The following is a 25,898-nucleotide window of genomic DNA, read 5'->3' on the forward strand; positions in this document are numbered from 1 at the left end:
CAGTCCGTTGCGCCGGCGCGGCGCAACGGCACATACGCAGCGCCGCTAGATCAGCGCAGGCAGCCCTTCGACCAGCAGCACCGCGACGCCGACGCCGAGCATCGCGCCCAGCACGCGCAGCAGGTTGTGACGGAAGTTGGTTGCGCACGGCACCGCGCCGAGGAAAAGCGCGCCGGCGAGCGCCATCGGGATCAGCAGGATGAAGTCACCAATCGTGAAGTAGGTGGTCATATGCGTGTCTCCTTGTCGACCGGAGCCGCACGTGCTCCGGACCCATACTTGGGCAGTCTCGTTTTGCTCCGACCCGATTGCGAGAAGGGTGGTCAGTACGAGTATAGGAAACGCCGCACGCTTTTCGCTATCCGAACCATTAAAAAAGCAGCAGAAATCTCAAGAAAACACCGGTTCGAACGCGAATCAGACAGCCGTCTTGCGCGTTTCTTTCCGTTTCCTTTCGGCTTTTGCGGGACTGCCCGCCGTCGCCGGCGGGCGGCCCGTCAGGTCACGCGCGACGCGCAGGCGAACGGAACACGAGCACGAGCCCCGCAATGATCGCGCCCATTCCGGCCAGCGCGAGGGGCTCGGGGCGATTGCCGAGCCAGACCGCATCCATCAGCGCGGTGACGACCGGCACGAGATAGAACAGGCTCGTCACGTTGACGAGATCGCCGCGCTGCATCAGCCGATAGAACAGCAGCTGCGCGACCACCGAGATCACGATGCCGAGCCACGCGAGCGGCACGACGAACGCCCAGGTCGCGTCGAATGCGATCGGCCGGAACGGCACGATTGCCGCGCACAGCGCGAGCCCGATCGCGTTCTGCAGCGGCAGCACGTCGACGGGCGCCGAGCGCACGCGCTTCTGCAGCAGCGCGCCGACGGTCAGCGCGACGAGCGCGGTGAGCGCGCAGGCGATCCCCGCGACCGGCACGCCGGCGCCGCCGACGCCGCGACAGACCACGAGCGCAAGCCCGGCCAGCGCAAGCGCGAGCCCTGCGATGCGGGTGGCCTGCCAGCGCCGTTCGACCCACGCGAGCGTGAGGATCGGCTGCACGCCGAGGATCGTCGCGAGCACGCCGGGCGCGATCCCGCGTTCGAGCGCGAGCAGATAGAAGATCGAGTAGCCGCCCATCAGCAGCACTCCGGTGACGACCGCGATGCGGCGCTCGCCCGGCGCGGGAAGCCAGCGTCCGCGCGCGGCGGACAACGCGAGCAGCACGAGCGACGCGAGCGCGAAGCGCGCGGTGAGGAAGACGAATGCGGACGCGTGCCGCAGACCGAGTTCGGCGAAGATCGCGCCGCTGCTCCAGAGCAGGACGAAGAGCGACGTCGCCCCATGCGCGGCGAGCGCGCGTTTGAACGAAACCATGTGAATCCACCTGTCGAACGAATGAGAACGTTCCATGCGCACGCGCGCCGCGCCGCGCGTCACGACGCACGAACGGCAGGCAGGCGAATGGAGGACGGAACGGCGCTGGCGGTCAGCCGGCGAACGCCGCCGGGGGCGGCGGCGCCGCGCCGACGAGCGGCGGTGCGACAGGGGGAGGAGGCGCGGCCGGATGCGCGCACGCCCGCGGCCGCGCGTGGAGCGGCGGCCGTGAAATCGGAAGGGCGGACGGTTGCGAAGGCATCGTGGGCGAAATGCGCTGGACAGCGGATGAACGTCAAAGGTACCGCAACAGCGACCTGAGTGGCAATCGGAGCGCGGGCGTTACGCGCTGCCCGGCCCGTCATGCGCGCCCCGGAAGCGGCGGCAGGCGCGCCGGCGGCAGGATCGCCGGACGGTCACACCCGACAGGGTATGATGGGGGTGTCGCCCGTGCAAGCGCGCGGGCGGCGCAGTGGTTGATTGGAGACATGCGACGAAATCGCGGCGCTTTGCCCGCCACTTCCGCTTTTCGCGCTTCGATAAACCGTGAACAATGGGATACGCGCGGCCGCCATCGCAGCGGCGGCGCATGTCGTGCATTGGCCGGCCGCACTGGTTGGCCGGATATCAAGATTCAAGAACGAGTGGGGAAACATCATGCATGTCGGGTCGATTGTCTGCACTACCCATATCGCGGTGCCGAAGGGCGCCCGCGGCATCGTCCAGCGCATCCTGGGCGACATGGCGATGGTGACCTGGTACGCGGGCGTGCCGGGAGAGTCGAAGGAACTCAACACCGAGCCGTTCTTTCTCGAGGACCTGATCGACACCGGCGAATCCGTGCTGCCGGCCGGCGCGGCCGTCCATTGAGCGGGCACGCCGCACCGAACGCTCGTCTTTCGGCCCGGCTGGCGGCACAATGCGGGGCATGAACGAAGTCACTCCCGCTCCTTCCGCCCCGGCCGGGCCGCCGTTTGCCGGCCTCACGCCCGAGTGCGTGCTCGACGCGCTCGACAGCGTGCTGATGCCGGCCGGCCTGCGCACCGACGGGCGCCTGCTCGCCCTCAACAGTTACGAAAACCGCGTCTACCAGGTCGGCATCGAAGACGGTCCGCCGGTCGTCGCGAAGTTCTATCGCCCGGCGCGCTGGTCGGACGACGCGATCCTCGAGGAACACGCATTCGTCGCCGAGCTTGCCGCGCGCGAGATTCCGGCGGTGCCGGCGCGCGCGTTCGACGGCCGCACGCTGCATGCGTTCGACGGCTTCCGCTTCTCGATCTTCGAGCGGCGCGGCGGCCGCGCGCCCGATCTCGACCGCGCCGACACGCTCGAATGGCTCGGCCGCTTCATCGGCCGCATCCACGCGGTCGGCGCGACCCAACCGTACGTCGCGCGCCCCACGCTCGACATCCAAACGTTCGGCTACGAGCCACGCGACTATCTGCTCGCGCACGATTTCATTCCGGATGACGTGCGGCCGGCCTACGAGACGGCGGTCACGCTCGCGCTCGAAGGCGTCGAGGCGGCATTCGAGCGCGCGGGCGAGCTCCGCCTGCTGCGCACGCACGGCGACTGCCATCCGAGCAACGTGCTGTGGACCGACGCGGGGCCGCACTTCGTCGACTTCGACGACAGCCGGATGGCGCCCGCGATCCAGGATCTGTGGCTGCTGCTGCCCGGCGACCGCGCGGGCGCGTCGCGCGCGCTGGCCGACCTGCTCGCCGGCTACGAGGACTTCTGCGAATTCGAGCCGCGCGAACTGCATCTGGTCGAGGCGCTGCGCACGCTGCGCCTGATCCACTACGCCGCGTGGCTCGCGCGGCGCTGGGACGATCCGGCGTTTCCGGCCGCATTCCCGTGGTTCAACACGCATCGTTACTGGGAAGCACGCGTGCTCGAACTGCGCGAGCAGATCGGCGCGATGCAGGAAGGGCCGCTCTGGCCCGTGTGACGGACGCGGGCCGGCACGCGGCCCGCATCGCTCAGAACCTCAGCATCAGCTTGATCAGCGCGGCGAAGCGCGTGCCGTAGGGCGGCGCGAGCAGGTTGCGCGCGTTCAGGCGCGCCTGCGTCAGCACCGGCTTCATCTTCGAGAACGTCACGAAGCCGTCGTAGCCGTGATACGCACCCATCCCGCTTGCACCGACGCCGCCGAACGGCAGGCTGCCGCACGCGATGTGCATCAGCGTTTCGTTGACCGAGACGCCGCCCGAGATCGTTTCGCGCATCACGCGCTCGACCGTGCCGGCGTCGTCGTCGAACAGGTACAGCGCGAGCGGCCGAGGCCGCGCGTTCACGTAGGCGATCGCCTCGTCGAGCCGTTCGTACGGCACGAGCGGCAGCAGCGGGCCGAAGATCTCCTCCTGCATCAGCTGCGACGCGCCCGGCACGTGCGTGAGCGCGCACGGCACGAAGCGGCGCGATGCCGGATCGGACGACGCGTCCGCGAGCGGGTGCAGTTGCGCGCCGGCCGCCTGCGCGTCGCTCGCGAGCTGCTGCAGCCGCGCGAAATGGCGGTCCGACACGATCGTCGTGTAATCGGCGTTGCGGGAGAAATCCGGATACATCTTCGCGAGCCGCGTGCGCGCGCGCTCGATGAATGCGGCTTCCATCCCGCGCGGCAGCAGCACGTAGTCGGGCGCGATGCAGGTCTGGCCGGCGTTCAGCGTCTTGCCCGCGACGATCGCGTCGACGGCTGCGTCGAAGCGCGCGTTCGGCCCGACGATCGCCGGCGACTTGCCGCCGAGTTCGAGCGTGACGGGCGTGAGGTTCTCGGCCGCCGCGCGCATCACGTGCCGGCCGACCTGCGTCGAGCCGGTGAACAGCAGGTGGTCGAACGGCAGCGCGCTGAACGCGGCGCCGATTTCCGCATCGCCGTTCACGACCGCGACGTGGTCGCGCGAGAAAGCCTTCGCGATCAGCTGCTCGAACAGCGCCGAGGTGCGCGGCGTCAGTTCGGACATCTTGACGATCGCGCGGTTGCCGGCCGCGAGCGCGCAGATCAGCGGGCCCGCCGCGAGCAGCACCGGGTAGTTCCACGGCACGACGATGCCGACCACGCCGAGCGGCTGCGGAATCACCTTCGCGCGCGCGGGCCGCAGCCATTTGTTCATCGGCTTGCGGATCGGCTTCATCCAGCGCTTGCCGTGCTTCAGCGCCTCGTCGATCTCTTCCTTCGCCATCCAGATTTCCGACAGCAGCACCTCCTGCTTCGCGCGATGGCCGAAGTCCGCACTGATCGCGTCGGCGAGCGCGTCGGCATGGTCGATCAGCAGCGTGCGCAGCGTGCGCAGATGCTTCGCGCGGGTGTCCCAGTCGGGATACGGCGTGCGCAGGTAGGCGGCGCGCTGGTCGTGCAGCAGCGACGTCAGTGCGGCGAATTCGGGCAGGTCGTTCTTCATGTCGTCTCCTCCGGTGGGGCGTGGCGCGTCGGCCGGCAGTCGGGCCGCTGGCGCCCGCTCGAAGAGCGCGGCGTGGCGGATCGGGGTGGGGGTATTGCTGCGAGCGTCGCATCCGCGCGACGGCCGGTGCGCATCGACATGCTGCTGCCGGCGACGCGCGCTGCCTGTTTGCGCTGCGTTGCAGCGTGCGAAACCGGCGCGCGAACGGCCGCGTGCGGCGTTGCCGCATACGTCGGCGCGATGCATCGCGAGACCGTCGCCGCCGGCTTCGGCAGCCTGTCGGACGGTGCCGACGATCCGCGTTCCAAACGGGCCGGCGACAGCCACGTCGTTCGAACCTCGCGCGTCGTCCACATCGCGGCGCATGCGCGCGCACCGGGTGTCGTTTGAAACGAAATGCCGGGCAGGGGCGGTGCGGCCGGACCACCTGGTCGGCACACGGCCTGCAGAACGTGTCGCTGCATGACGGTCACTCCCATTTCGCGACAGATCGGCTGCTGGCGGCCGGGGGCGTCGCGCCAAGCGAATCCACGCATCTTAAATTTAGTTCACGCGCGCGTTTAGAGGAATCGCTCTTGAATCCGCGCGCCGCGTGCGCGGCGGCGATTCCTACAATGCCCGAACTACAAGACCCGGGACGCGCGGCCGCGCCGGGCGCCATTCGTGACACGAAGGAGACGTGCATGCAATACGACTACCTCATCGTCGGGGCGGGTTCCGGCGGCGCGAGCCTCGCGGGCCGGCTTGCCGACGCATGCCCCGACGCGACGATCGCGCTGATCGAAGCGGGTGCGCACACCGAGCGCAACCTGCTCGTGAACATGCCGGTCGGCATCGCGGCGCTCGTGCCGTTCAAGCTCGGCACCAACTACGGCTACGAGACCGTGCCGCAGCCGGGCCTCGGCGGGCGTCGCGGCTACCAGCCGCGCGGGCGCGGGATGGGCGGCTCGAGCGCGATCAACGCGATGATCTACACGCGCGGCCATCCGCTCGACTACGACGAATGGGCGCAGCTCGGCGCGACGGGCTGGGGCTGGCAGGACGTGCTGCCGTATTTCCGGCGCGCGGAAGGCAACCGGCGCGGCGCGAACGCATGGCACGGCGCGGACGGCCCGCTCACGGTGTCCGATCTGCGCTTTCGCAATCCGTTCGCCGAACGATTCATCCAGGCCGCGCACGCGGCCGGCTATCCGCTCAACGACGATTTCAACGGGGCCACGCAGGAAGGCGTCGGCTTCTACCAGGTCACGCATCGCGACGGCTCGCGTTGCAGCGTCGCGCGTGCGTACGTCTACGGCCGCAACCGTCCGAACCTGCATGTGATCACCGATGCGACGGTGCTGCGCGTCGGCTTCGACGGCAAGCGCGCGGTCGGCGTCACGATCGCGCGCAACGGGCGCGTGGAGACGCTCGGCGCGCGCGCGGAAGTGATCCTGTCGGCCGGTGCGTTCAACTCGCCGCAACTGCTGATGTGCTCGGGCATCGGCCCGGCCGACCAGCTGCGCCGGCACGGCATCGCGGTCGTGCAGGATGCGCCGGACGTCGGCGCGAACCTGATCGATCACATCGACTTCATCATCAATACGCGCGTGAATTCGTCGGAACTGGTCGGCGTGTGCGTGCGCGGGCTCGCGAAGATGACGCCCGCGCTCGCGCGCTACTTCTCGAGCCGCACCGGGATGATGACGAGCAACGTCGCGGAGGCGGGCGGCTTCATCAAGAGCGATCCGTCGCTCGAGCGGCCCGACCTGCAACTGCATTTCTGCACGGCGCTCGTCGACGATCACAACCGCAAGATGCACTGGGGCTTCGGCTATTCGCTGCACGTGTGCGCGCTGCGGCCGTTCAGTCGCGGCACGGTGGCGCTCGCGAGCGGCGACGCGCGCGATGCGCCGCTGATCGATCCGCGCTTCTTCAGCGATGCGCGCGATCTCGACCTGCTGGTGCGCGGCGCGCAGGCGATGCGCCGGATCCTGTCGCAGGCGCCGCTCGCGTCGCAGGGCGGGCGCGAGCTGTACACGCGGCCGGACCAGACGGAAGCGGAACTGCGCGCGACGATCGTTCAGCATGCCGACACGATCTATCACCCGGTCGGCACCTGCCGGATGGGCACGGACGCGCGCGCGGTCGTCGATCCGGAGTTGCGCGTGCGCGGCGTCGAGGGGCTGCGGGTGGTGGATGCGTCGGTGATGCCGACGCTGATCGGCGGGAATACGAATGCGCCGTCGGTGATGATCGGCGAGCGCGCGGCGGACTTCATCGTCGCCGCGCGCCGGGCGGGCGCGCCGCGCGCGGCTGCGGCGGCGCTGCACGGCCGCTGAGCGGCGCGCGCGGATGCTCAGGCAAACGTATCGACGAGGCCGGCGCGGCTTGCGGTCGCGACCGTCGCCGCGGGTTGCGCGGCGTCGAGCGTCGCATCGTCGCCTGACGGTGCGCCGCCGCCGCGCCGCGCCGCTTGCCCGCCGGCGAACGACTGCTGCGGGTTCTGCTGCTGCGAGGCGAAGCCGCCGTCGCTGACGGTCGCGCTGCCCAGGCCGAGGCCGCCGGCTTCCATCGCGTCACGCAGCTTCGGCAGCGCGGCTTCGACCGCTTCGCGCACCTGCGGGTGCTGCGACACGAACAGCGCGTGCGCGTGATTGTCCGCGACCCGCAGCACGACCTGCAGCGGCCCGAGATCCGGCGGATTGAGCGTCAGCTCGGCGCTCTGCTGGTGCGCGTTCGACAGGAACACGACCTTCTGGCTCAACGCATCCGTCCAGTCGGCAGTGCCGACGTGCGGCGCGAGCACGTGCGCATTCGCGGCGGCGATGCCGTTCGCGGCCGCTGCCACCGGCGCGTTCGCTTGCGCGGCGGCCGTCGCGGCGGCCAGCGCCGCACCGGCCGGAGCGGCGGCGTCCTGCGTCGCCGCGAGCGCATGGGCCGCATCGGGCTTGGCCGCATCGGCCTGGACCGACTGCGTGGGCGACGGCTGCGCCTGCTGCGCGGTGAGCGCGCCCTTCGCGTCGGTCAGCGTCTTGTCGAACGTCGGGACTTTCGGCGTCGAGGGCACGGCGGCCGCGGTCGACATGGCCGGCTGCGCGGCCGCGCCCGCGGCCGGCGTCGCGGCGGCGTTCGCGTCGCCGGTGAGCTTCGCGAGCGCGGCATGCAGCACGTCGCGGCCCGTCGCCGGATCGTCGGTCGCGGCTGCCGGCTGCGCGTCGCCCTTCGTCGCGTTCGCGGCTGCCGCGAGGGCGGCCGATGCCGCGTCGCCGGCGCGCGACAGCGGGTCGCCGGACGGCGCGTCGGCCGCGGCAGGCGTGCCGTCGGGACGCGCCTGCAATTGCGCCTGCACGGCGGCCGCGGCGGCGAGTGCGGCCGCATCGGGGTTGACGGCCGCGGTGGCGTCGTCGCGGGTCTTGTCGTCGGACGAGCCGGACGGCTTCGCGTTGCCGGCGACGGTCGACGGCGCGCTCGATGACGTCGAAGGCGCCGTCGGCGACGACGCATCGGCCGGTGCCGACGACGTGCGCTGCGACGCGACGCTTTGCTGCAGCGTCTGCGCGAACGGCAGCGGCGAACTGGCGGCGTCGGCCGCATTGCCGGGCGCGGACGCGTCCGCGGCGGCCGCCTTGCGGCCGGCCTTGAGGGCGGAGCCGGCCGTATCGATCAGTGCGCCGAGCAGGGACAGGGAGGGCATGGCGTATCTCTCGTTCGATTGCGTTGGACGGTTACGTCGACTTTGCCGCGTCGGCCCGCATTCGCAGGATCTTCGCGGCATGCTCGTCGGCCTCGCGCTGTTCGCGCTTCGCGGTGCGGACCGCTTCCTGCGCGACGCCGCGCGCCTGCAGGATTTCATACGAGCCGACGGTGCGTTTCTTCAACTGCCAGTGGGGGCGGGCTTCGTCGATGCGCGCGTCGGCGGCGGCCAGCACGTTGCGCTGCTGGGCGATCGCCGCGTCGAGCGTGTCGAGGAAGGCCTGGAAATTCCGCCAGTTGCCGGCGGGCATCCCGTGTTGCGCGGATTGCGCGAAGCGCGCGTGATATTCGTCGCGGTAGCGCAGCAGCGAGTCGAGCTGGTTGGCCGCGTCGGTGCGTTCGCGCTGCGCGACGCCGAGCTGCCGGGTCGCCGTGTCGAGATCCTCGTTGGCGCGGTCGAGCAGGATCTGCAGGGGAAAGCCTTGTGCCATTTAGCGTCAGCCTCCGTGGGTGAACAGCGCATCGAGACCGGCCAGGCTCGCGTCGTACGGCGCGCATTCGCGAAAGCCCTGCTGCAGGAACGCTTCGATGTGCGGGTAAAGCGCGATCGCGCGGTCGAGCTGCGCGTCGCGGCCGGGCGCATAGGCGCCCACCGCGATCAGGTCGCGGTTGCGCTGGTAGCGCGACAGCATCTGCTTGAACTGGCGCACGTGGTCGAGGTGCGTCTCGTCGATCAGCGCGGTCATCGCGCGGCTGATCGACGCCTCGATGTCGATCGCCGGATAGTGGCCGGCCTCGGCGAGCGCGCGCGACAGCACGATGTGGCCGTCGAGGATCGCGCGCGCCGAATCGGCGATCGGGTCCTGCTGGTCGTCGCCTTCCGTCAGCACCGTGTAGAACGCGGTGATCGAGCCGCCGCCTTCCGGCCCGTTGCCGGTGCGCTCGACGAGCGCGGGCAGCTTCGCGAACACCGACGGCGGATAGCCCTTGGTCGCGGGCGGCTCGCCGATCGCGAGCGCGATCTCGCGCTGCGCCATCGCGTAGCGGGTCAGCGAATCCATCAGCAGCAGCACGTGCTTGCCCTGGTCGCGGAACCATTCGGCGAGCGACGTCGCGTACGCGGCGCCCTGCATCCGCAGCAGCGGCGACACGTCGGCGGGCGCCGCGACCACGACCGAGCGCGCGAGGCCGTCCTCGCCGAGGATCTGCTCGATGAATTCCTTCACTTCGCGGCCCCGTTCACCGATCAGGCCGATCACGATCACCTCGGCGCTCGTGTAGCGCGCCATCGTGCCGAGCAGCACCGACTTGCCGACGCCGGAACCCGCGAACAGGCCCATCCGCTGGCCGCGCCCGACGGTGAGCAGCGCGTTGATCGCGCGCACGCCGACGTCGAGCACATGGTGGATCGGCTCGCGATCGAGCGGGTTGATCGACGCCGCGGAGAGCGGCGCGTCGACCTTCGACGTGAGCGGGCCGAGGTTGTCGAGCGGGCGGCCCGATGCGTCGACGACGCGCCCGAGCATGTCCCAGCCGACCGGCAGGCGCTTGGCGCCCGCGAGCGGATCGGCGACCGGCGCGCGTTCCAGCGGCCATACGCGCGCGCCGGGCAGCACGCCCGCGACGTCGGTGGTCGGCATCAGGAACAGGCGCTCGCCGGCGAAGCCGACGACTTCCGCCTCCGCCACCGGCAGCGTGCTGCCGGGCGGCAATTCGATCGTGCATTCGGCGCCGACCGACAGGCGCAGCCCGATCGCTTCGAGCACGAGGCCCGCCGCGCGGGTGAGGCGGCCGCACGGACGCAGCGGCAGCGCGCGGTGGCTGCGCGCCGCGAGGCCGTTCAGGTGCGTGCGCCAGTGCGCGAGGTGCGGGTTGTGCGGCGCGCGCGGCGCGGTGTCGGCCGCCGCGGGGGCCGGCGCGGCCTCGTGCGGGGCGTCCGGGCCGAACGACGCGAGCGCGAGTTCGCGCTCGAGCGGCGTCATGCCGTCATGCGCGAACGATTCGGGCGTGGGCGTCACCATGCGCTCACCTTGCCGATCGCGGCGGCGACGCGCTGCCAGCGGGTCGGCAGCGTCGCGTCGACTTCGCCCGTCGCGGCGTGCGCGCGACAGCCGCCGCGCTCGATCGTCGCATCGGTGCGCACGCTCCAGCCGAGCGCGTCGAGTTCTTCCTGCAGGTACGCCTCGACGACCGGCAGGTCGGCGGGATGCACCGCGAGATGCGGCGCGCCCGACAGCGCCGGCTCGGCCGCGAGCACGTCGCGCACCGCGGCGACGAGGGCGGCCGGGTCATGCTTCACGTGCTGGCGCACGACCTGCTGCGCGATGTCCAGCGCGAGCTGCGCGACGTCGGCGGCGAGATCGTGCTCGGCGGCGGCCAGCGCCTCCCGGAACGACGCGGCGAGCGCCGCAAGCTGCGCGGCCTGCTCGCGCACCTCGGCCTGGCCGGCCTCGAAACCCTGCTGGTGGCCCTGCTCGTAGCCGGCCTGGTAGCCGAGCGCCTGGCCCTCGACGTGGCCGGACGACAGCCCTTCCGCATGCGCGGCGTCGCGCACGCGCTGCAATTCCTCGGCGAGCGCGGCAGCCGCCGCTGCCGCGGTGTCGGGCGGCGGCGGGGGCGGCGGCGGGTCGAACGACGCCATTTCCCACCGCTGGTAAGCGGTGAGGTTGCCCACGCGGTCGCTCGCCGGATCAGACATACGCGTCTTCCGCCTTGCCGCCGATCACGATCTGGCCGCCCTCGGCGAGGTTGCGCACGATCTGCAGGATGCGGCGCTGCTGCGTCTCGACTTCGGACACGCGCACCGGGCCGCGCGCGTCGAGATCCTCGGCGAGCAGTTCGGCCGCGCGCTGCGACATGTTCGCGAGGAACTTCTGGCGCAGCGCGGGCGGCGCGCCCTTCAGCGCGATGATCAGCGTCTCCGATTCGACTTCCTTCAGCACCAGCTGGATCGCGCGGTCCTCGAGGTCGAGCAGGTTCTCGAACACGAACATCTGGTCGATGATCTTCTGCGCGAGGTCCGGATCGTACTGGCGGACGTTCTCGAGCACGCCTTCCTCGTGCACCGACGTCATGAAGTTCAGGATCTCGGCCGCGGTGCCGATGCCGCCCATCGGGCTGCGCTTCAGGTTGTCGCTGCCGGACAGGAGGCCCGACAGCACGTCGTCGAGCTCGCGCAGCGCGGCCGGCTGGATGCCGTCGAGCGTCGCGATCCGCAGCAGCACGTCGTTGCGCAGCCGCTCGGTGAAGCACGACGCGATCTCGGACGCCTGGTCGCGGTCGAGATGCACGAGGATCGTCGCGATGATCTGCGGATGCTCGTTCTTGATCAGCTCGGCCACCGCGCTCGAATCCATCCACTTCAGGCCTTCGATACCGCTCGTGTCGCTGCCCTGCAGGATGCGGTCGATCAGCACGCCGGCCTTGTCCTCGCCGAGCGCCTTCGTCAGCACCGAGCGGATGTAGTCGTTCGAATCGAGCGACAGCGCGGTGTGCTGCTCGGCTTCCTTCGCGAACTCGTTCAGCACGCGCTCGACCTCTTCGCGCGTGACGTTGCGCAGCGCGGCCATCGCGGCGCCGATCTTCTGCACCTCGCGCGGCGCGAGGAATTTGAATACCTGCGCGGCCTCTTCCTCGCCGATCGACATCAGCAGGAGCGCGCTCTTGGTCAAGCCTTCAGCGTTCATCGTTCACCCAGCTCTTCACGACGGTTGCGACGATCTTCGGATCCTGGCGGGCGATCGTGCGTGCGTAGTCGAGGTTGCGCTCGTAGCGGTGCTTCTCGTTTTCGAAGCCGAGCAGCAGCGCGTCGGCGTCTTCGTTCGCGGCGGCCTTCTCCGGCGCGGGCAGGCCGTCCAGCGCGACCGCGTCTTCCGGCGCCGGCAGCGCGGGCGCGGCCGGCTCGGGCGGCGGGAACGCGCGGCGCATCGCCGGGCGCACCACCGCGAAGTACAGCGCCGCCGCGACCGCCGCGATGCCGAGCCACTTCGCGGCTTCCTTCGCCATGTCGATGATGTCCGGCTGGCGGTACCACGGCAGGTCGGCGTACGGGTCGCCGGCGGCCGTGAACGTGCTGTTGACGACGTTCACCGAGTCACCGCGCTTCGCGTCGTAGCCCATCGCGTCCTTCACGAGCTGCTCGACCTGCGCGAGCTTCGCGGGCGGCAGCGGCTGCATCGTCACGTGGCCCTTCGAATCGGCGACCGGCTGGTAGTTGACGACGACCGCGACCGACAGGCGCTTCACGCTGCCCATCGGCTGCTCGACGTGGCGGATCGTCTTGTCGAGCTCGTAGTTGGTCGTCGAATCCTTGCGGTCGCTGACCGGCGTCGTCTGCGGCCCGTTCTGGCCGTTGCCCGCGACGATCGGCGCGGAGGCCGGCTGCGGCGGCGTGTTCGACAGCGCGCCCGGCACGCCCGATGCGCCGCCCTGGGCGAGCTCGGTCGCGGTGCTGGTCTGCTGGCTGCGGATCGCGGTCTGCTGCGGCGTGCCGTTCGGGCCGTAGCTTTCCGAGGTCTGCTCGAGCCGCGAGAAATCGATGTCGGCGCTCACCTGAGAACGCGCGTTGCCGGTGCCGAAGATCGGCGCGAGGATCGCGTCGATGCGCTTCTGCGTGTTGCGCTCGACCTGCTGCACGTACTTGAGCTGGCTCGCGTCGAGGCCGGTTGCCGACGCCGGCTGCGTCAGCAGGTTGCCGTCCTGGTCGACGATCGTGACGTTCTTCGCGGGCATGTCGGGCACGCCCGACGACACCATCCGCGTGATCGCCAGCACCTGGCCTTCGTCGAGCACGCGGCCCGGGTAGAGATCGACGAACACGGACGCCGACGGCGCCTCGCGGTCGCGCACGAACACCGACGGCTTCGGGATCGCGAGATGCACGCGCGCCGTTTTCACGGCGTTGATCGATTCGATCGTGCGCTGCAGCTCGCCTTCGAGCGCGCGCTGGTAGTTGATCTGCTCGGCGAACTGGCTGATGCCGAATTTCTGGTTGTCCATCAGCTCGAAGCCGACCGAGCCGCCCTTCGGCAGCCCGAGCGCCGCGAGCTTCAGGCGCGTTTCGTGGACCTGGTTCGCCGGCACGAGGATCGCGCCGCCGGCGTCGGCGAACTTGTATGGAACGTTTGCCTGCTGGAGCGCGGCGATGATCGCACCGCCGTCGCGGTCCGACAGGTTGCTGTACAGCACGCGGTAGTCGGGCGCGCGGGTCCACAGCACGAGGGCGACGATCACGGCGACCGCGAAGGCGGCGGCGATGATGAACGGCAGCTTCGGGTTGCCGCGCATCCGCGCGATGCCCGGAATCCGTTCCGCGAAGCCGCCGAGCCCGAAGTCCACACCCGCGCCGCCAGCCCCCGGCAGCGCCGCGGCCGCGGCGGCGCCGGGCGCCGGGCTGGCGAGGCCAGTGCGGGCGTCGGGATTGATCAGCGAATTGGCCTGCGAATCCATGCGTCGAGGTTCTCCGGAGCGGGACGACTGAGCCGCTCGGGCGAGCGGGCGGACAATGACACGATGCGATTATCGTGACGCCGCCCCCGATCCGATCGCCCGAAAAGAGCCGGGTTTCCCCCGTACTTTCGCGGCTTTGCCGGGCGGTGCGCTGCTATGCTTTTTCGCGATCCGGTATGGCGGGCGTGCAATACGCGCCGACGGCCCGCCCGGTCCGGCCCGAACGGGCCCTCTTTTCTGGATGGGGAAACAGCATGACGGCGAACGTCGGCGGAATCGGTTCGGTATTGCAACAGATGCAGGCGATGGCGGCGCAGGCGGCAAGCGGCGCGGCCAGCCCGAGCGCGGCGGTCGCCGGTTCCGGCGCCGCGACCGCCGGCACCTTCGCGAGCGCGATGAAGGCGTCGCTCGACAAGATCAGCGGCGACCAGCAGCGCGCGCTCGGCGAGGCGCACGCGTTCGAGGTCGGCGCGCCGAACATCTCGCTGAACGACGTGATGGTCGACATGCAGAAAGCGAACATCGGCTTCCAGTTCGGGCTGCAGGTCCGCAACAAGCTCGTGACCGCGTACAACGAAGTCATGCAGATGCCGGTCTGACAAGGTCCTCGGTTCCGCTAAAGCTTTTAACTTCCTTTCCGATAACTCCGGGAGTCAGCCGCGTCGCGGGCGCAGGCTATCCAGATCCAACGCATCAACAAGGAGAAGCGCATGTTTTCCCCAGGACACGCTGGAGCCAATGCGTATGCGCGCGTCGGCGTCGAGACGGGGGTGATGGGCGCGTCCCCGCATCGCCTGATCGCGATGCTCTACCAGGGCGCGCGGAAGGCCGTCGCGCTCGCGCGCATGCACCTGCAGCAGGGCAACATCCCGGCGCGCGGCGAGGCGATCGGCAAGGCGATCAGCATCGTCGAGAGCGGCCTGCAGACGTCGCTGAACCGCGAGGCGGGCGGCGACATCGCGGTGCGCCTCGACGCACTGTACAGCTACATCGGCAAGCGCCTGCTGCAGGCGAACGCGCAGAGCAGCGATGCCATGCTGGTCGAGGTCGACGGGCTGCTCGCGACGCTCGAGGAAGCGTGGACGGGCATCGGCCCGGAAGTTGCTCGGATGACTGCTCAGCAGGCTGCGGACCAGCAAAGATGAACCGGAAGGACGAGTACTTCGCGCGCTACGAGGCGATCGCGGCCGTGTCCGGCCGGATGCTGCACGCCGCGCGCGGCGCCGACTGGAACGCGCTGTCGGGGCTGCAGGAGGAATACCTGCAGCTCGTCGACGGGCTGAAGGAGGCCGGGCAGGGCATCGCGCTCGACGAGGTCGAACTCGCCCGCAAGCTCGACCTGATTCGCCGCATTCTGGCCGACGACGCCGCGATTCGCGATCTCGCGAGCCCGGAGATCGCGCGGCTGTCCGCGCTGTTCGAGACCCAGCGCTCGACCAAGGTGCTGACCGACCTGTACCGCGCACGCGCGCGCGGCTGACGGCGCGGGTTGCGCGCGCCCGGCGCCGCCGGTTTCCGAATTCGCATCGATGTTGCATAGGTGAGCAGGTTCCGATCATGACCGGTATCGACACCGTAGCCGCCGCGTTGCTGGCCAGCCGCCTCGACAGCCTGCTGACCGGCGTCGTGTCGCCGCCGTCCGGCGGCGGCGCGGCGGCGCAGGTCGGCGCGCAGGCCACCGGCGCCTCCGCGGCGCCGGCGACGCCTGTGCCGCCCGCCGCGTCGATCCCGCAACCGTCCGCGCAGACGGCGCTGTCCAACGTCGGGCTCGTGCTCGACGCGATCTCCCGTTTCGGCGGCGACGCGACGCCGGCGGTCGTCGGCCGGACGCCGCTGCTCGCCGATCCGACCGTGCTGCTGGCCGATCCGGCGGCGCAGGCGCCGGGCGGCGCGCGCGCGGCCGTGCCGCCGGACGCGGCGCGCCAGGCGGCGCTCACGTCCGGCCAGGCCGCATCGTCCGCGCAGGCGGTGCGCGATGCGTCGGCCGCGCCGCCGATCGTGGCGCTGCGCGCCGCGCTCGCGCAGGCCGTGAGCGAAAGCGGCCTGTTCTACGAATCCCATCTCGCGCAATGGCTGGCCGGACAGCGGCCGCTCGCGGCGCTCGCGCGCGAGCCGCAGGCGCGCCTGCTCGCGCCCGCCGACGCGCATCCGCCGGCGGCCGACAGCGTGCTCGACGACCTGCTCGACGCCCGCTTGCCGCTGCCGTCGCCCGCGCCTCGCGCGGCGGCCCAGCAGACGCCGGGGCAGGGCACGCCGGCCGGCGCGCCGCCGCGCCCGCCCGCGCACGACTTTCTCGGGCCCGACGCGGTGCCGGCGCGCGGCGGCGCCGACGCGCGCCCCGAAACCACCGATTCCCGCTGGACCCCCGCGCGCGCCGCGCTGGCCGACGCAGCGTCATCCGACGCGCAGGGCGCGGCGCCGGTGACCGTGCATCCGGCCGCCGTGCCGCTTGTGCGCCAGCAGCTCGACGTGCTCGCGACCGACCAGTTCCGCTGGATCGGCGAAGCGTGGCCGGGCGCGCGGCTCGACTGGACGATCGAACCCGACGACTCGGGCGGGCACGCGGCGCGCGGCGACGACGCCGGCGACGGCATCGCGTGGCGCACGCGGCTCACGCTCATGCTGCCGTCGCTCGGCACGGTCGATGCGGAGCTGGTGCTGAACGGCGAGCAGCTCGTCGCGCGGCTGCGCGCGAACGAGATTGGCGCCGGCCGGCTCGCCCGGCACGAAGGCGCGCTGCGGCAGCGGCTGGAGGCGTCGGGGCTGCAGCTCGGCGGACTGTCGATCCGCGCGGTCGACGGCGCGCCGGACGGCTTCGACGCGATCGCCGCGAAGGCGGCCGCGGCTGCCTATGCGCGCGGCGGCGGCGCCGACGACGGAGACGCGCGATGAGCGGCTCGTCCCGCAAGCGCGCGGCCGCGCTCGTCTACGACGCGAAGGGCGGCGACGCCGCGCCGCGCGTGATCGCGAAGGGCTACGGGGCGGTCGCCGAGATGATCGTCGCCCGCGCCCGCGATGCGGGGCTCTACGTGCACACCGCGCCGGAGATGGTGTCGCTGCTGATGCAGGTCGATCTCGACGACCGGATTCCGCCGCAGCTGTACCAGGCGGTCGCGGACCTGCTCGCATGGCTGTACGCGCTCGAGCGCGCCGACGCCGGAGCGGGCGGCGCGCCGCCGGACTTTCCGCTGCCGCCGCTGCGCTGACGCGGCCGGCGCAAGCCCGTGATTGGCGTGAAGAAGCCCTGGCCTGCGCGGGCTCGCCGATTGAGCCCGGTCGCAATTTGTGTAATGATATCCATTCTCATTTTCATGCCTCGCGGGCGGCGCGCTTTACCGGCGCGCCGCCCGTCGTTTTGAACGAATGGAATTCCCTGCGTGAACGCGCCCGAAACGATCGATACGCCCCAGGCGGGTACGCCCCGTGCCGGCGTCACCGTGCTGCCCCACCCGGCGGCGGCCCGCCGGCTGACCGGCGACGAGCTTGCCGCGCGCCGCCGGCGTTCGCGCCGCGCGACCTTCATCAAGTGGCTGCGCAAGGTGCACGGCTGGGTCGGCCTGTGGGGCGCGGTGCTGGGGCTGCTGTTCGGCGTGACGGGCATCGTGCTCAATCACCGCGCGCCGCCGCTCAAGATCCCGACCGGCGAGCCGCAGGTCGAGGAGCTGCAGCTCGCGCTGCCGAACCCGGCGCCCGCGACGCCCGTCGCGATGACGAAGTGGCTGGCGCGCGAGCTGCGCTTCGACGGCCGCCCGGGCCGGGTGCGCAAGGACCCTGCGCAGCCCGTCGCATGGGGCGACCGGCGCGTGATGCAGCCCGAGCACTGGCAGTTCGGCCTGTTCGGGCCGCACCAGAACCTGCAGGCCGAATACTGGGTCGGCAACGGCTACGTATCGGTGAAGCGTACGGGCAACTCGTTCCTGACGACGCTGAACAACCTGCATCGCGGCGTCGGGATGAACCTCGGCTGGGTGCTGCTGATGGACACGATCGCCGGCTCGCTGATCCTGCTGTCGCTGACGGGCGTGCTGCTGTGGACCGAACTGAACAAGCGCCGCACGGTCGGCGTCGTGCTGGTGGCCGGCTCGGTCGCCGCGGCGCTCGTCGCGGGGCTCGTCTAGGGGCTCGTTCGACGCCGCAGGAGCCCCGGCTCAGATGCCGCAGGCCTCGCCGCCGCGCGCCGCGATCTCGCGCGCGGCCTTCGCGCCTTCGACCTGCAGGATCGTCGGCAGCGACACGTGGTTCTTCGCGGCCGTGACCTCGGCGAGGATCGAGATCGCGATTTCCGGCGGCGTCCGGCTGCCGATGTAGATGCCGGCCGGCCCGTGCAGCCGCGCCAGTTCCGTGTCGCTCAAATCGAATTCGCGCAGCCGCTCGCGGCGCGCCGCGTTGTTGCGCCGCGAGCCGAGCGCGCCGACGTAGAACGCGGGCGTCTTCAGCGCTTCCATCAGCGCGAGATCGTCGAGCTTCGGATCGTGCGTGAGCGCGATCACCGCCGAGCGTGCGTCGAGCTGCATGTCGAGCACCGTGTCGTCGGGCATCGTGTGCACGACGCGCGTGCCCGGCACGTCCCAGGCATCCGTGTATTCGTCGCGCGGATCGCACACCGTCACCTGGTAGTCGAGCCCGACCGCGATCTGGCACAGGTAGCGCGACAGCTGCCCCGCGCCGATCACGAGCATCCGGTAGCGCGGGCCGTGGATCGTCACGAGCCGTTCGCCGTCGAACGCGACGCCGTCGGTCGCCTGCGCGGGCGACAGCGATGCGCGGCCCGTCGCGAGCGTCATCGTGCGGGTGACGAGGCGGCCCGCCTCGACCTGCGCGCACAGCGCGGCAATGCCGCTGTCGCGCGTCAGCGGCTCCAGCACGAGCTGGATCGTGCCGCCGCACGGCAGCCCGAAGCGGTGCGCCTCCTCGGCCGTCACGCCGTACTTCACCGCTTCCGGCCGCGCGTCGGGCGCGATGCCGCTCGCATGCACGTGGGCGATCAGGTCGTCCTCGATGCAGCCGCCCGACACCGAGCCGACGACGAGCCCGTCGTCGCGCACCGCGAGCATCGCGCCTTCGGGGCGCGGCGACGAGCCCCACGTCTTCACGACCGTCACGAGCAGCACGCGGCGGCCTTCTTCGATCCAGCGCGCGCTGGTTTTCAGTACATCGAGATCGACGCTTTCCATCATCCGTTTCCTGTTGCTGGACGGTCCCGCCGGTGCGGGCCGCCGTTCGATGGCGGGATTATGAACCGCGCCGCGTGAGCGTGCAGATGGCCATGCCGCTCGACTGGGCGAATCCGGAGGAATGGGCAAGACATCGCGACGATCGGACAGGAATCGATCGCGGGAACGACACGGCGGGAGGGAGATCCGCTACGGGGCGCGCATGGGCGCGGCAGCGGATTGCGGCGGGGAAGGGGAGCAGCGTACAGGGCCGGCATCCGGCCCTGCGGGGCGTCGCACCGATGCGCGCGCCGGGCGCGCGCATCGGCGGCGTTCAGTGCGCGTCGTGACCGTGCGCGAGCTTCGAATGACGGCGCGAGTACACGAAGTAGATCGCGAGGCCGATCACGAGCCACACGCCGAACGCGGCCCACGTGACGGGCGCGAGGTTCAGCATCAGGAACAGGCACGACGCGACCGCGAGGATCGGCACGACCGGCACGCCGGGGCAGCGGAACGCGCGCGGCAGGTCCGGATGGGTGCGGCGCAGCACCAGCACCGCGATCGACACCATCGAGAACGCGGCGAGCGTGCCGATGTTGATCAGCTCGGCGAGCACGTTGAGCGGCACCAGCGCGGCGATCAGCCCGAAGAACAGGCCGACGAGCCAGGTCGTCAGGAACGGCGTCGCGAAGCGCGGATGCACGCGCGACAGCGTCGCCGGCAGCAGGCCGTCGCGCGACATCGCGAAGATGATGCGGGTCTGGCCGTAGCTCATCACGAGGATCACGGTCAGCATGCCGAGCACGGCGCCGAGGTCGATGAAGCCCGCGACCCATCTCTCGCCGGCGATCTGCAGCGCGTACGAGATCGGGTGCGAGATGCTCGCGTACTGCGCGGACGGCACGATGCCCGTCGCGACCGCCGCGACCGCGACGTACAGGAACGCGCAGACGGCGAGCGATGCGATGATGCCGATCGGCAGGTCGCGCTTCGGGTTCTTCACTTCCTCGGCCGCCGACGACACCGCGTCGAAGCCGATGAACGCGAAGAACATCACGGCCGCGGCGCCGAACACGCCGTTCCAGCCGTGCGGCATGAACGGCTGCCAGTTCGCCGGGGTCACGTGGAAGATGCCGACCGCGATCACGAGCAGCACCACCGACACCTTGATGAACACCATCACGTTGTTGATGCGGGTCGATTCGCGGATGCCGATCGACAGCAGCGTCGTGATCACGATCATCACGAGGAACGCCGGCAGGTTGAACCACGTGACCACGCCCGGCACCGCGCCGGGCGCGGCGCTCAGCACGGTCGGCAGCGTGAGGCCGAAGCCCTGCAGCAGCGACTGCAGGTAGCCGGACCAGCCGACCGACACGGCGGACGCGGCGAGCCCGTATTCGAGCATCAGGTCCCAGCCGATGATCCATGCGACGAGCTCGCCGAGCGTCGCATACGAATACGTGTAGATCGAGCCGGCGACCGGAATCGTCGACGCGAACTCGGCGTACGACAGCGCGGCGAGCCCGCACGCGATCGCGGCGATCACGAACGACAGCATCAGCGCGGGGCCGGCCTGCACGGCGCCGGTGCCGGTCAGCACGAAGATGCCGGTGCCGATGATCGCGCCGATGCCGAGGAAGGTGAGGTCGATCGCGCCGAGCGCTTTCTTGAGCCCGGCGGCGTGCGCGCCGGCGATCATGCGATCGACGTTTTTCTTGCGGAAGAGAGACATTGCGGATGAGGTCGCCGGCCCGCACGAACGCGGGGGCGCTGAGTGAGTGAAAAACCCGATATTTTAGCCGATTTGGCCGGGGCGACCCGCCGCGGCGCACCATCGCGCGGCGGAATCGCCCGCTAAAACAAGCGCTTGCACGAGGAGGGCGCGCGGCCGTCAGGCGCCGGACGCGGGCGCCATGTCGACGAGCCGGTTGCTCATCACGTAGAAGGTCAGTTCCGCGTTGTTCGACAGCCGCATCTTCTCGAGCAGCCGCGTGCGGTAGACGCTCACCGTCTTCACCGACAGCGACAGCGTGTGGGCGATGTCGGTGAGCCGCTTGCCGGACGCGAGCATGCACAGCGTCTGGTATTCGCGGTCCGACAGCTTCTCGTGCGGCAGCGGCTCGTTCTCGAACGACACGTATTCGGCGAGCGCCTCGGCCATCGCCGGGCTCACATACTTGCGGCCCGCGGCAACCTGCTGGATCGCGGAGATCATCTGCGCGGCGTTGACCGTCTTCGACAGGTAGCCGGCCGCGCCGGCCTTCAGCGCGCGCACCGCGTACTGGTCTTCGCGATACATCGAGAACATCAGCACCGGCGTGCGCGACAGCTTGCGCTTCAGGCGCTTGAGCACCTCGATGCCGTTCATGTCGGTCAGCGAGATGTCGAGCAGGATCACGTCGAATTCGCGCTTGTCGACGGCCGCCATCGCTTCGCCGCCGGTTTCCGCCTCGGTGACTTCGCGGGCCACGCCGCGGTCGATCAGCAGGTGCCGGATGCCTTGCCGGACGATCGCGTGGTCGTCGACGAGCAGGATGTTCAGACTCATGGCGCCCTCACGAAATCGGGAAGGCGCGGCGCGCCGTTGCCGGCGCCGCGAACAGCGCGTCCCATGCGAACCGCGCGGCGAGCCGGGCGCCGCGGCCCGCGGCCGGCGAGGCCAGTTCGAAGCCGCCGCCGAATGCCTCGCAGCGGGCGCGCATGCCGGCGAGGCCGTAGCCGTGACGGTGGGCGCGCGCGAAACCGATTCCGTCGTCGGCAACGATCAGCGACAGGTGCGTGCCGTCCGCTTCGATCCGCACGTCGACCGACGTCGCGCGCGCATGCTTCGCGACGTTCGACAGCGCTTCCTGCGCGACGCGGAAGATCGCGAGCGCGCCCGGGCCGGCGAGCTGCGGCAGGCGCGCGTCGGCGGCGCACACGAAGCTCGTGCGCAGGCCGGTGTGTTCCGCATGGCCGTCGATCCAGGCCGACAGCGCGCGCACGAGCCCGCCGTCGAGCGCCGGCGTGTCCTGCTCGGCGATCAGCCGGCGGTTCGCGTCGGTCGCGGCGTCGAGCGCGCGCTGCGCGAGATCGAGCGCGCGACGGCAGCCTTCGGGCGCGTCGGCGGGCAGCCAGGTGTCGATGTTCGCGAGCGCGAAGCGCGCGGCGGTGAGTTCGGCGCCGAGCCCGTCGTGCAGCTCGCCGGCCAGATGGCGGCGCGCCGCTTCGTCGGCGGCGAACAGTGCGGCGGACAGCTCGGTGATCCGCGCGGCGAGCGCATCGCGGCCGGCGGCAGTCGTGCAGGGCAACGGGGCGGGGGCGCAGGCCGGCGACGGCTGCTGCGACGGGAACGGGGCGTGGGCGCTCTCGGGCGCATTAAGCGACGTATCCATGACTCTCCCTGCTCTCAGAAAGCGATTCAGACACCGGTCGGCGGCGTGTGCCGGAAGCCCGAAAGTGCGGCTCCCTGACGGAATTTGTCACCCGTCAGGGTAACAAAATTTACATCTTGTAACACATAGATCCGACCCTTCAATGCGCATCCGAATTGCAACCGCGCGCCGCGCATAATATCTCAAAAATTCTTGAAAAGTCATGACGGGCGGGACATATAAGGGTTTTTGTGAACAATCCGGACGAACCTGTTGTAGGAAAAACACTGACACGCGAGCCGCCACAAGTGCCGGATCCAAATGTAACTATTTGAGATAGATGGTCGTCGATTGTTACGAATTCGCCAAGCGCGGGCGAAAAAAAACCGGAGCGAAAGCTCCGGTCTTTGATGGTGCGCAAGTTTCAGGGGCAGATCAGTCGACGAATGCGCGCTCGATCACGTAGTGGCCCGGCGCGCTGTTCTTGCCTTCGACGAGGCCGGCCTGCTTCAGCAGGTCGGTCGTGTCCTTCAGCATCGCGGTGCTGCCGCACAGCATCACGCGGTCGTGTTCCGGCGAGAACGGCGGGACGTCGAGGTCGGTGAACAGCTTGCCGGTCGAGATCAGGTCGGTGATCCGGCCTTCGTTCTCGAATTCCTCGCGGGTAACCGTCGGGTAGTAGACGAGCTTTTCCTTGATGATGTCGCCCAGGTACTCGTGGCCCGGCAGGTCGTGCTTGATGTAGTCCATGTACGCGAGCTCGCCCTTCAGGCGGCAGGTGTGCGTCAGGATGACCTTGTCGAAGCGTTCGTAGATGTCCGGATCGCGGATGATCGACATGAACGGCGCGAGGCCCGTGCCGGTCGACAGCATCCACAGCGTCTTGCCGGGCAGCAGGTTGTCGGCGACGAGCGTGCCGGTCGGCTTCTTGCCGATCAGCACCGTGTCGCCCACCTTCAGGTGTTGCAGGCGCGACGTCAGCGGGCCGTTCTGGACCTTGATGCTGAAGAACTCGAGGTGCTCCTCGTAGTTCGGGCTGACGATGCTGTAGGCGCGCGCGAGCGGCTTGCCGTCGACCTCGAGGCCGACCATCGTGAATTCGCCGTTGTTGAAGCGCAGGCTCGGCTCACGGGTGCAGGTGAAGCTGAAAAGCGTATCGGTCCAGTGGTGGACGGATTGGACGGTGGCGGTGTCGTATTTGCTCATGACTGTGAAAACGGACGCGCGTAGCAGACGCGTGCAATGGGCGAAAAACGAGGGCGTCGACCCGATCCGGGGATCGGCCGGCCGGCGCGCCGGACACGCGCCTTCTCGATGACAGACGTTTGAAGAACTGCTTATTTTACCTTGACTGCGCCAATCGCGCGCTTGCCCCCGGCGGATGCGCGGATTTGGCGCAACGTTGTCTTTCGATTCGCTTTCATCGATCGGCGGCGAGCTTCGCGCCGAGGCCGACCAGCGCGGCGCCGCACAGCGCGTCGAGCGGGCGGCGCACGCGCCGGTAGCCGCGCTGCGCGCGGGGGCTCGCGAACAGGTACGCGACGCTGCAGTACCAGCCGACCGACATCGCGCCGATCGTCAGCAGCGCCGTGCCGTTGAACCACAGCGGCACGTGCGCGGGCAGCATCGCCGCGAACACGCTGGTCCAGAACGCGCACGACTTCGGGTTCGTCAGGCACGTGACGAGTCCGCTGCGATAGGCGCGCAGGTGGGCGCGCGCGTCCGGCGGCGGCAGCGACGCGGGGGCGGCGGACGCGGTGTCCGGGGCCGGATCGCGCCGCGCGCTCGCGCGCAGCAGCTTGAAGCCGAAATAGACGAGGTACGCGGCACCGCCGATCCGGATCGTGTCGTACAGCCATTCGACCTGATGCAGCACGGCGGCGAGGCCGAGCATCGCGAGCGTCGCCCAGGTGATCGACGCGGTGCCGACGCCGAGCGCCGACACGGCGCCGAGGCTGCGCCGGCCCGACATCGACAGCTGCGAGATCATGAAGATGTTCGGGCCCGGCGTGACGAGCGCGACGAAGTAGACGGCGGCGATTTGCAGCAGGATCGGCAGGTAGCTCATGGCGGCGCAGGCTCGGGCACGGATACGAGCCGCTACTGTATCGCGGGCGCCGCCGCGCCGCTCAGGTTGGCGGCGGATCGAGGCGCAGGCGGGCAATGTACGGCAGGTGGTCGGACAGCCATGCGGTCTCGCCGGACGGCGCGTTCCATTCGAGCGGCGTCATCCCGCGCACGAACATCTTGTCGAGCGCGAGCGCCGGCGAAAACGCGGGGAACGTGCGCCCCGACTCGCCGAGCAGCGTCGCGACCTCGGTCAGGCCGATCTCGCCGAACAGCGGAATCGAATCGTTGCGCCAGTCGTTGAAGTCGCCCGCGAGCACGAGCGGGCCGTCCTTCGCGTGGCGCATGATCCAGTGCGCGATCCAGTGCATCTGGCGCAGCCGCGCGGCGCGCGTGAGCGCGAGATGCGCGCACAGCAGCGTGACGGGGCGCGCGCCGGCGAGGGTCGCGCGCGCGACCAGCAGGCCGCGCCGCTCGAAGCGGTGCGCGGAGATGTCCCAGCGCCCGCCGAGGTCGAGCGGATGCGGCGACAGGATCGCGTTGCCGTGCCGCCACGACGGCTTGAACACGTTCGGGCCGAGCGCGATCTGCCAGTCGAGCGCATGCGCGATCTCGGTGGCCTGGCAATGCCAGACGTCGTCGTACGCATCGTTCATCGGCGCGCCGAAGCCGGGCGCGAGCACGGGCCGCGGCAACCGCCGCGCCATCGCTTCCTGCAGGAAATACACGTCGGCGTGCGTCGACTGCATCCAGTCGCGCATCGCGTTCCACGCGGTGAAGCCGAGCGGCGTGCGTCCCTTGTGCAGGTTCCAGCTCACCGCGGTGAGTTCGTCGGGCGCGGCGTGCGGCTCGGCGAACGGGACGGACAGGGCATCTGACGCTTGCATGTCGGCTCAGTCCTTGCTGACGTGCGCGCGCAGGCGGTACACGAGGTGCGGATGCTGCTCGACGAGCGTCCAGTCGGTCCAGTTGTCGCCGCCGACCGACAGCCCCGGATGGCTCGCGACGATTTGCCGCGGCGAGTTCGGCAGGCACGGATCGCTCGGCTTCGCGCCCGGGTCGTCGAGCGTTTCCTGCACGTCGAGCGCGAGCGAGATCGCGTTCGCGTCGACCGCGAGCGGCGCGACGGTGACGGAGCGCGAGCGCTCGGTCGGCACGACGCGCGCCTGATCGCCGCAGCCGACGGGCACGGCGGACGGATAACGATGGGTGTCGGTGCGGGTCTGACCCACGGTGGTTTTCTGCTGGAACGTGTCGATCGTTTGACCGTCGCGCACCACCTGGATCTCCCATGCGACGACGGCGGGCGCGGGGCTCTGCGCATGGGCGGCGAGCGCGGCGCTCGCCAGCAGGACGGCCAGGCCGTGTTTCAGCATGAAGCCTCTCCGGAATCGCGGTGTAGCGGGAAACGGACGCACATCTTACG

General features: G+C 70.3%; 27 protein-coding genes. 10 read left to right on the forward strand and 17 right to left on the reverse strand.

Annotation, left to right across the window (positions count from 1 at the left end):
* Nucleotides 1-45 precede the first annotated feature (45 nt).
* On the reverse strand, nt 46-231 hold the full coding sequence (locus HWX31_RS11370) for a hypothetical protein (RefSeq protein ID WP_010090370.1): 186 nt from the start codon (nt 229-231) through the stop codon (nt 46-48).
* Between the two features lie 271 nt (nt 232-502).
* A complete protein-coding gene (locus HWX31_RS11375; RefSeq protein WP_174964418.1) occupies nt 503-1,369 on the reverse strand; it encodes a DMT family transporter in 867 nt (288 codons plus the stop codon).
* A gap of 657 nt (nt 1,370-2,026) precedes the next feature.
* Here HWX31_RS11375 and HWX31_RS11380 point away from each other — a divergent pair.
* Nucleotides 2,027-2,239 carry a hypothetical protein gene (locus tag HWX31_RS11380; protein WP_029226305.1) on the forward strand — a complete coding sequence of 71 codons (213 nt, stop codon included), beginning with the start codon at nt 2,027-2,029 and terminating at the stop codon, nt 2,237-2,239.
* A gap of 49 nt (nt 2,240-2,288) precedes the next feature.
* Nucleotides 2,289-3,320 (forward strand): serine/threonine protein kinase, encoded by a 1,032-nt coding sequence (locus HWX31_RS11385; protein WP_174964417.1) that lies wholly within the window; start codon nt 2,289-2,291, stop codon nt 3,318-3,320.
* A 31-nt stretch (nt 3,321-3,351) separates the two neighbouring features.
* Here HWX31_RS11385 and HWX31_RS11390 read toward each other — a convergent pair whose 3' ends face one another.
* Nucleotides 3,352-4,770 (reverse strand): coniferyl aldehyde dehydrogenase, encoded by a 1,419-nt coding sequence (locus tag HWX31_RS11390; RefSeq protein ID WP_174964416.1) that lies wholly within the window; start codon nt 4,768-4,770, stop codon nt 3,352-3,354.
* Nucleotides 4,771-5,010: 240 nt separating this feature from the next.
* Here HWX31_RS11390 and HWX31_RS11395 point away from each other — a divergent pair, with 240 nt between their 5' ends.
* Together HWX31_RS11395 and HWX31_RS11400 are read left to right on the forward strand one after the other, a co-directional pair.
* Entirely contained in the window at nt 5,011-5,160 is a 150-nt protein-coding gene (locus HWX31_RS11395) for a hypothetical protein (RefSeq protein ID WP_175933912.1), read from the forward strand.
* Between the two features lie 293 nt (nt 5,161-5,453).
* A complete protein-coding gene (locus HWX31_RS11400) occupies nt 5,454-7,091 on the forward strand; it encodes a GMC family oxidoreductase (RefSeq protein WP_174964415.1) in 1,638 nt (545 codons plus the stop codon).
* Nucleotides 7,092-7,108: 17 nt separating this feature from the next.
* On the opposite strand, the gene HWX31_RS11405 is transcribed toward HWX31_RS11400, so the two are convergent.
* The 6 genes from HWX31_RS11405 to fliF are packed head-to-tail and all read right to left on the reverse strand — an operon-like array spanning nt 7,109 to nt 13,893.
* A complete protein-coding gene (locus tag HWX31_RS11405; protein ID WP_175933913.1) occupies nt 7,109-8,446 on the reverse strand; it encodes a flagellar hook-length control protein FliK in 1,338 nt (445 codons plus the stop codon).
* A 31-nt stretch (nt 8,447-8,477) separates the two neighbouring features.
* A complete protein-coding gene (gene fliJ / locus HWX31_RS11410) occupies nt 8,478-8,936 on the reverse strand; it encodes a flagellar export protein FliJ (RefSeq protein ID WP_060037783.1) in 459 nt (152 codons plus the stop codon).
* A 6-nt stretch (nt 8,937-8,942) separates the two neighbouring features.
* Nucleotides 8,943-10,466 (reverse strand): flagellar protein export ATPase FliI, encoded by a 1,524-nt coding sequence (fliI, locus tag HWX31_RS11415; protein ID WP_174966136.1) that lies wholly within the window; start codon nt 10,464-10,466, stop codon nt 8,943-8,945.
* Entirely contained in the window at nt 10,460-11,143 is a 684-nt protein-coding gene (fliH, locus tag HWX31_RS11420; protein WP_174966137.1) for a flagellar assembly protein FliH, read from the reverse strand. The genes fliI and fliH overlap by 7 nt, the downstream gene beginning before the upstream one ends.
* The gene (fliG, locus tag HWX31_RS11425; RefSeq protein ID WP_010098410.1) at nt 11,136-12,131 is read right to left on the reverse strand and encodes a flagellar motor switch protein FliG; all 996 of its coding nucleotides are present in this window, start codon (nt 12,129-12,131) and stop codon (nt 11,136-11,138) included. The genes fliH and fliG overlap by 8 nt, the downstream gene beginning before the upstream one ends.
* A complete protein-coding gene (fliF, locus tag HWX31_RS11430) occupies nt 12,121-13,893 on the reverse strand; it encodes a flagellar basal-body MS-ring/collar protein FliF (RefSeq protein WP_174966138.1) in 1,773 nt (590 codons plus the stop codon). The genes fliG and fliF overlap by 11 nt, the downstream gene beginning before the upstream one ends.
* Nucleotides 13,894-14,147: 254 nt before the next feature.
* Here fliF and fliE point away from each other — a divergent pair, with 254 nt between their 5' ends.
* The 6 genes from fliE (at nt 14,148) to HWX31_RS11460 (ending at nt 18,011) form a co-directional block, all read left to right on the forward strand.
* Nucleotides 14,148-14,492 carry a flagellar hook-basal body complex protein FliE gene (gene fliE, locus HWX31_RS11435; RefSeq protein ID WP_010095102.1) on the forward strand — a complete coding sequence of 115 codons (345 nt, stop codon included), beginning with the start codon at nt 14,148-14,150 and terminating at the stop codon, nt 14,490-14,492.
* 111 nt (nt 14,493-14,603) lie between these two features.
* The gene (gene fliS / locus HWX31_RS11440; RefSeq protein ID WP_174966139.1) at nt 14,604-15,038 is read left to right on the forward strand and encodes a flagellar export chaperone FliS; all 435 of its coding nucleotides are present in this window, start codon (nt 14,604-14,606) and stop codon (nt 15,036-15,038) included.
* Entirely contained in the window at nt 15,035-15,373 is a 339-nt protein-coding gene (locus HWX31_RS11445) for a flagellar protein FliT (RefSeq protein ID WP_174966140.1), read from the forward strand. The genes fliS and HWX31_RS11445 overlap by 4 nt, the downstream gene beginning before the upstream one ends.
* Before the next feature lie 77 nt (nt 15,374-15,450).
* Nucleotides 15,451-16,785 (forward strand): flagellar hook-length control protein FliK, encoded by a 1,335-nt coding sequence (gene fliK, locus HWX31_RS11450; protein ID WP_175933914.1) that lies wholly within the window; start codon nt 15,451-15,453, stop codon nt 16,783-16,785.
* A complete protein-coding gene (locus HWX31_RS11455) occupies nt 16,782-17,099 on the forward strand; it encodes an EscU/YscU/HrcU family type III secretion system export apparatus switch protein (RefSeq protein WP_010090390.1) in 318 nt (105 codons plus the stop codon). Before fliK ends, HWX31_RS11455 begins: the two co-directional genes overlap by 4 nt.
* 171 nt (nt 17,100-17,270) lie before the next feature.
* A complete protein-coding gene (locus HWX31_RS11460; RefSeq protein WP_174964722.1) occupies nt 17,271-18,011 on the forward strand; it encodes a PepSY-associated TM helix domain-containing protein in 741 nt (246 codons plus the stop codon).
* A 30-nt stretch (nt 18,012-18,041) separates the two neighbouring features.
* Here the strand turns inward: HWX31_RS11460 and HWX31_RS11465 are convergent, their stop codons facing one another.
* From HWX31_RS11465 to HWX31_RS11500, 8 genes are all read right to left on the reverse strand, one after another.
* The gene (locus HWX31_RS11465; protein ID WP_174964723.1) at nt 18,042-19,067 is read right to left on the reverse strand and encodes an XdhC family protein; all 1,026 of its coding nucleotides are present in this window, start codon (nt 19,065-19,067) and stop codon (nt 18,042-18,044) included.
* Between the two features lie 313 nt (nt 19,068-19,380).
* The gene (gene bcaP, locus HWX31_RS11470; protein ID WP_174964724.1) at nt 19,381-20,784 is read right to left on the reverse strand and encodes a branched-chain amino acid transporter BcaP; all 1,404 of its coding nucleotides are present in this window, start codon (nt 20,782-20,784) and stop codon (nt 19,381-19,383) included.
* 159 nt (nt 20,785-20,943) lie between these two features.
* The gene (gene rqpR, locus HWX31_RS11475) at nt 20,944-21,600 is read right to left on the reverse strand and encodes a response regulator transcription factor RqpR (RefSeq protein ID WP_059611810.1); all 657 of its coding nucleotides are present in this window, start codon (nt 21,598-21,600) and stop codon (nt 20,944-20,946) included.
* Between the two features lie 7 nt (nt 21,601-21,607).
* A complete protein-coding gene (gene rqpS, locus HWX31_RS11480; protein WP_174964725.1) occupies nt 21,608-22,426 on the reverse strand; it encodes a quorum system sensor histidine kinase RqpS in 819 nt (272 codons plus the stop codon).
* A 414-nt stretch (nt 22,427-22,840) separates the two neighbouring features.
* Nucleotides 22,841-23,611, reverse strand: coding sequence for a ferredoxin--NADP reductase (locus HWX31_RS11485; RefSeq protein ID WP_059611806.1), 771 nt, complete (start codon nt 23,609-23,611; stop codon nt 22,841-22,843).
* 214 nt (nt 23,612-23,825) lie between these two features.
* Nucleotides 23,826-24,473, reverse strand: coding sequence for a LysE family translocator (locus tag HWX31_RS11490; RefSeq protein WP_174964726.1), 648 nt, complete (start codon nt 24,471-24,473; stop codon nt 23,826-23,828).
* A 61-nt stretch (nt 24,474-24,534) separates the two neighbouring features.
* Nucleotides 24,535-25,359 (reverse strand): endonuclease/exonuclease/phosphatase family protein, encoded by an 825-nt coding sequence (locus HWX31_RS11495; RefSeq protein ID WP_059611802.1) that lies wholly within the window; start codon nt 25,357-25,359, stop codon nt 24,535-24,537.
* A gap of 6 nt (nt 25,360-25,365) precedes the next feature.
* Nucleotides 25,366-25,848 carry a hypothetical protein gene (locus HWX31_RS11500; RefSeq protein WP_174964727.1) on the reverse strand — a complete coding sequence of 161 codons (483 nt, stop codon included), beginning with the start codon at nt 25,846-25,848 and terminating at the stop codon, nt 25,366-25,368.
* Nucleotides 25,849-25,898: the final 50 nt, after the last annotated feature.

It is taken from the genome of Burkholderia ubonensis (genome assembly GCF_902833085.1).
Lineage (GTDB): Bacteria > Pseudomonadota > Gammaproteobacteria > Burkholderiales > Burkholderiaceae > Burkholderia > Burkholderia ubonensis.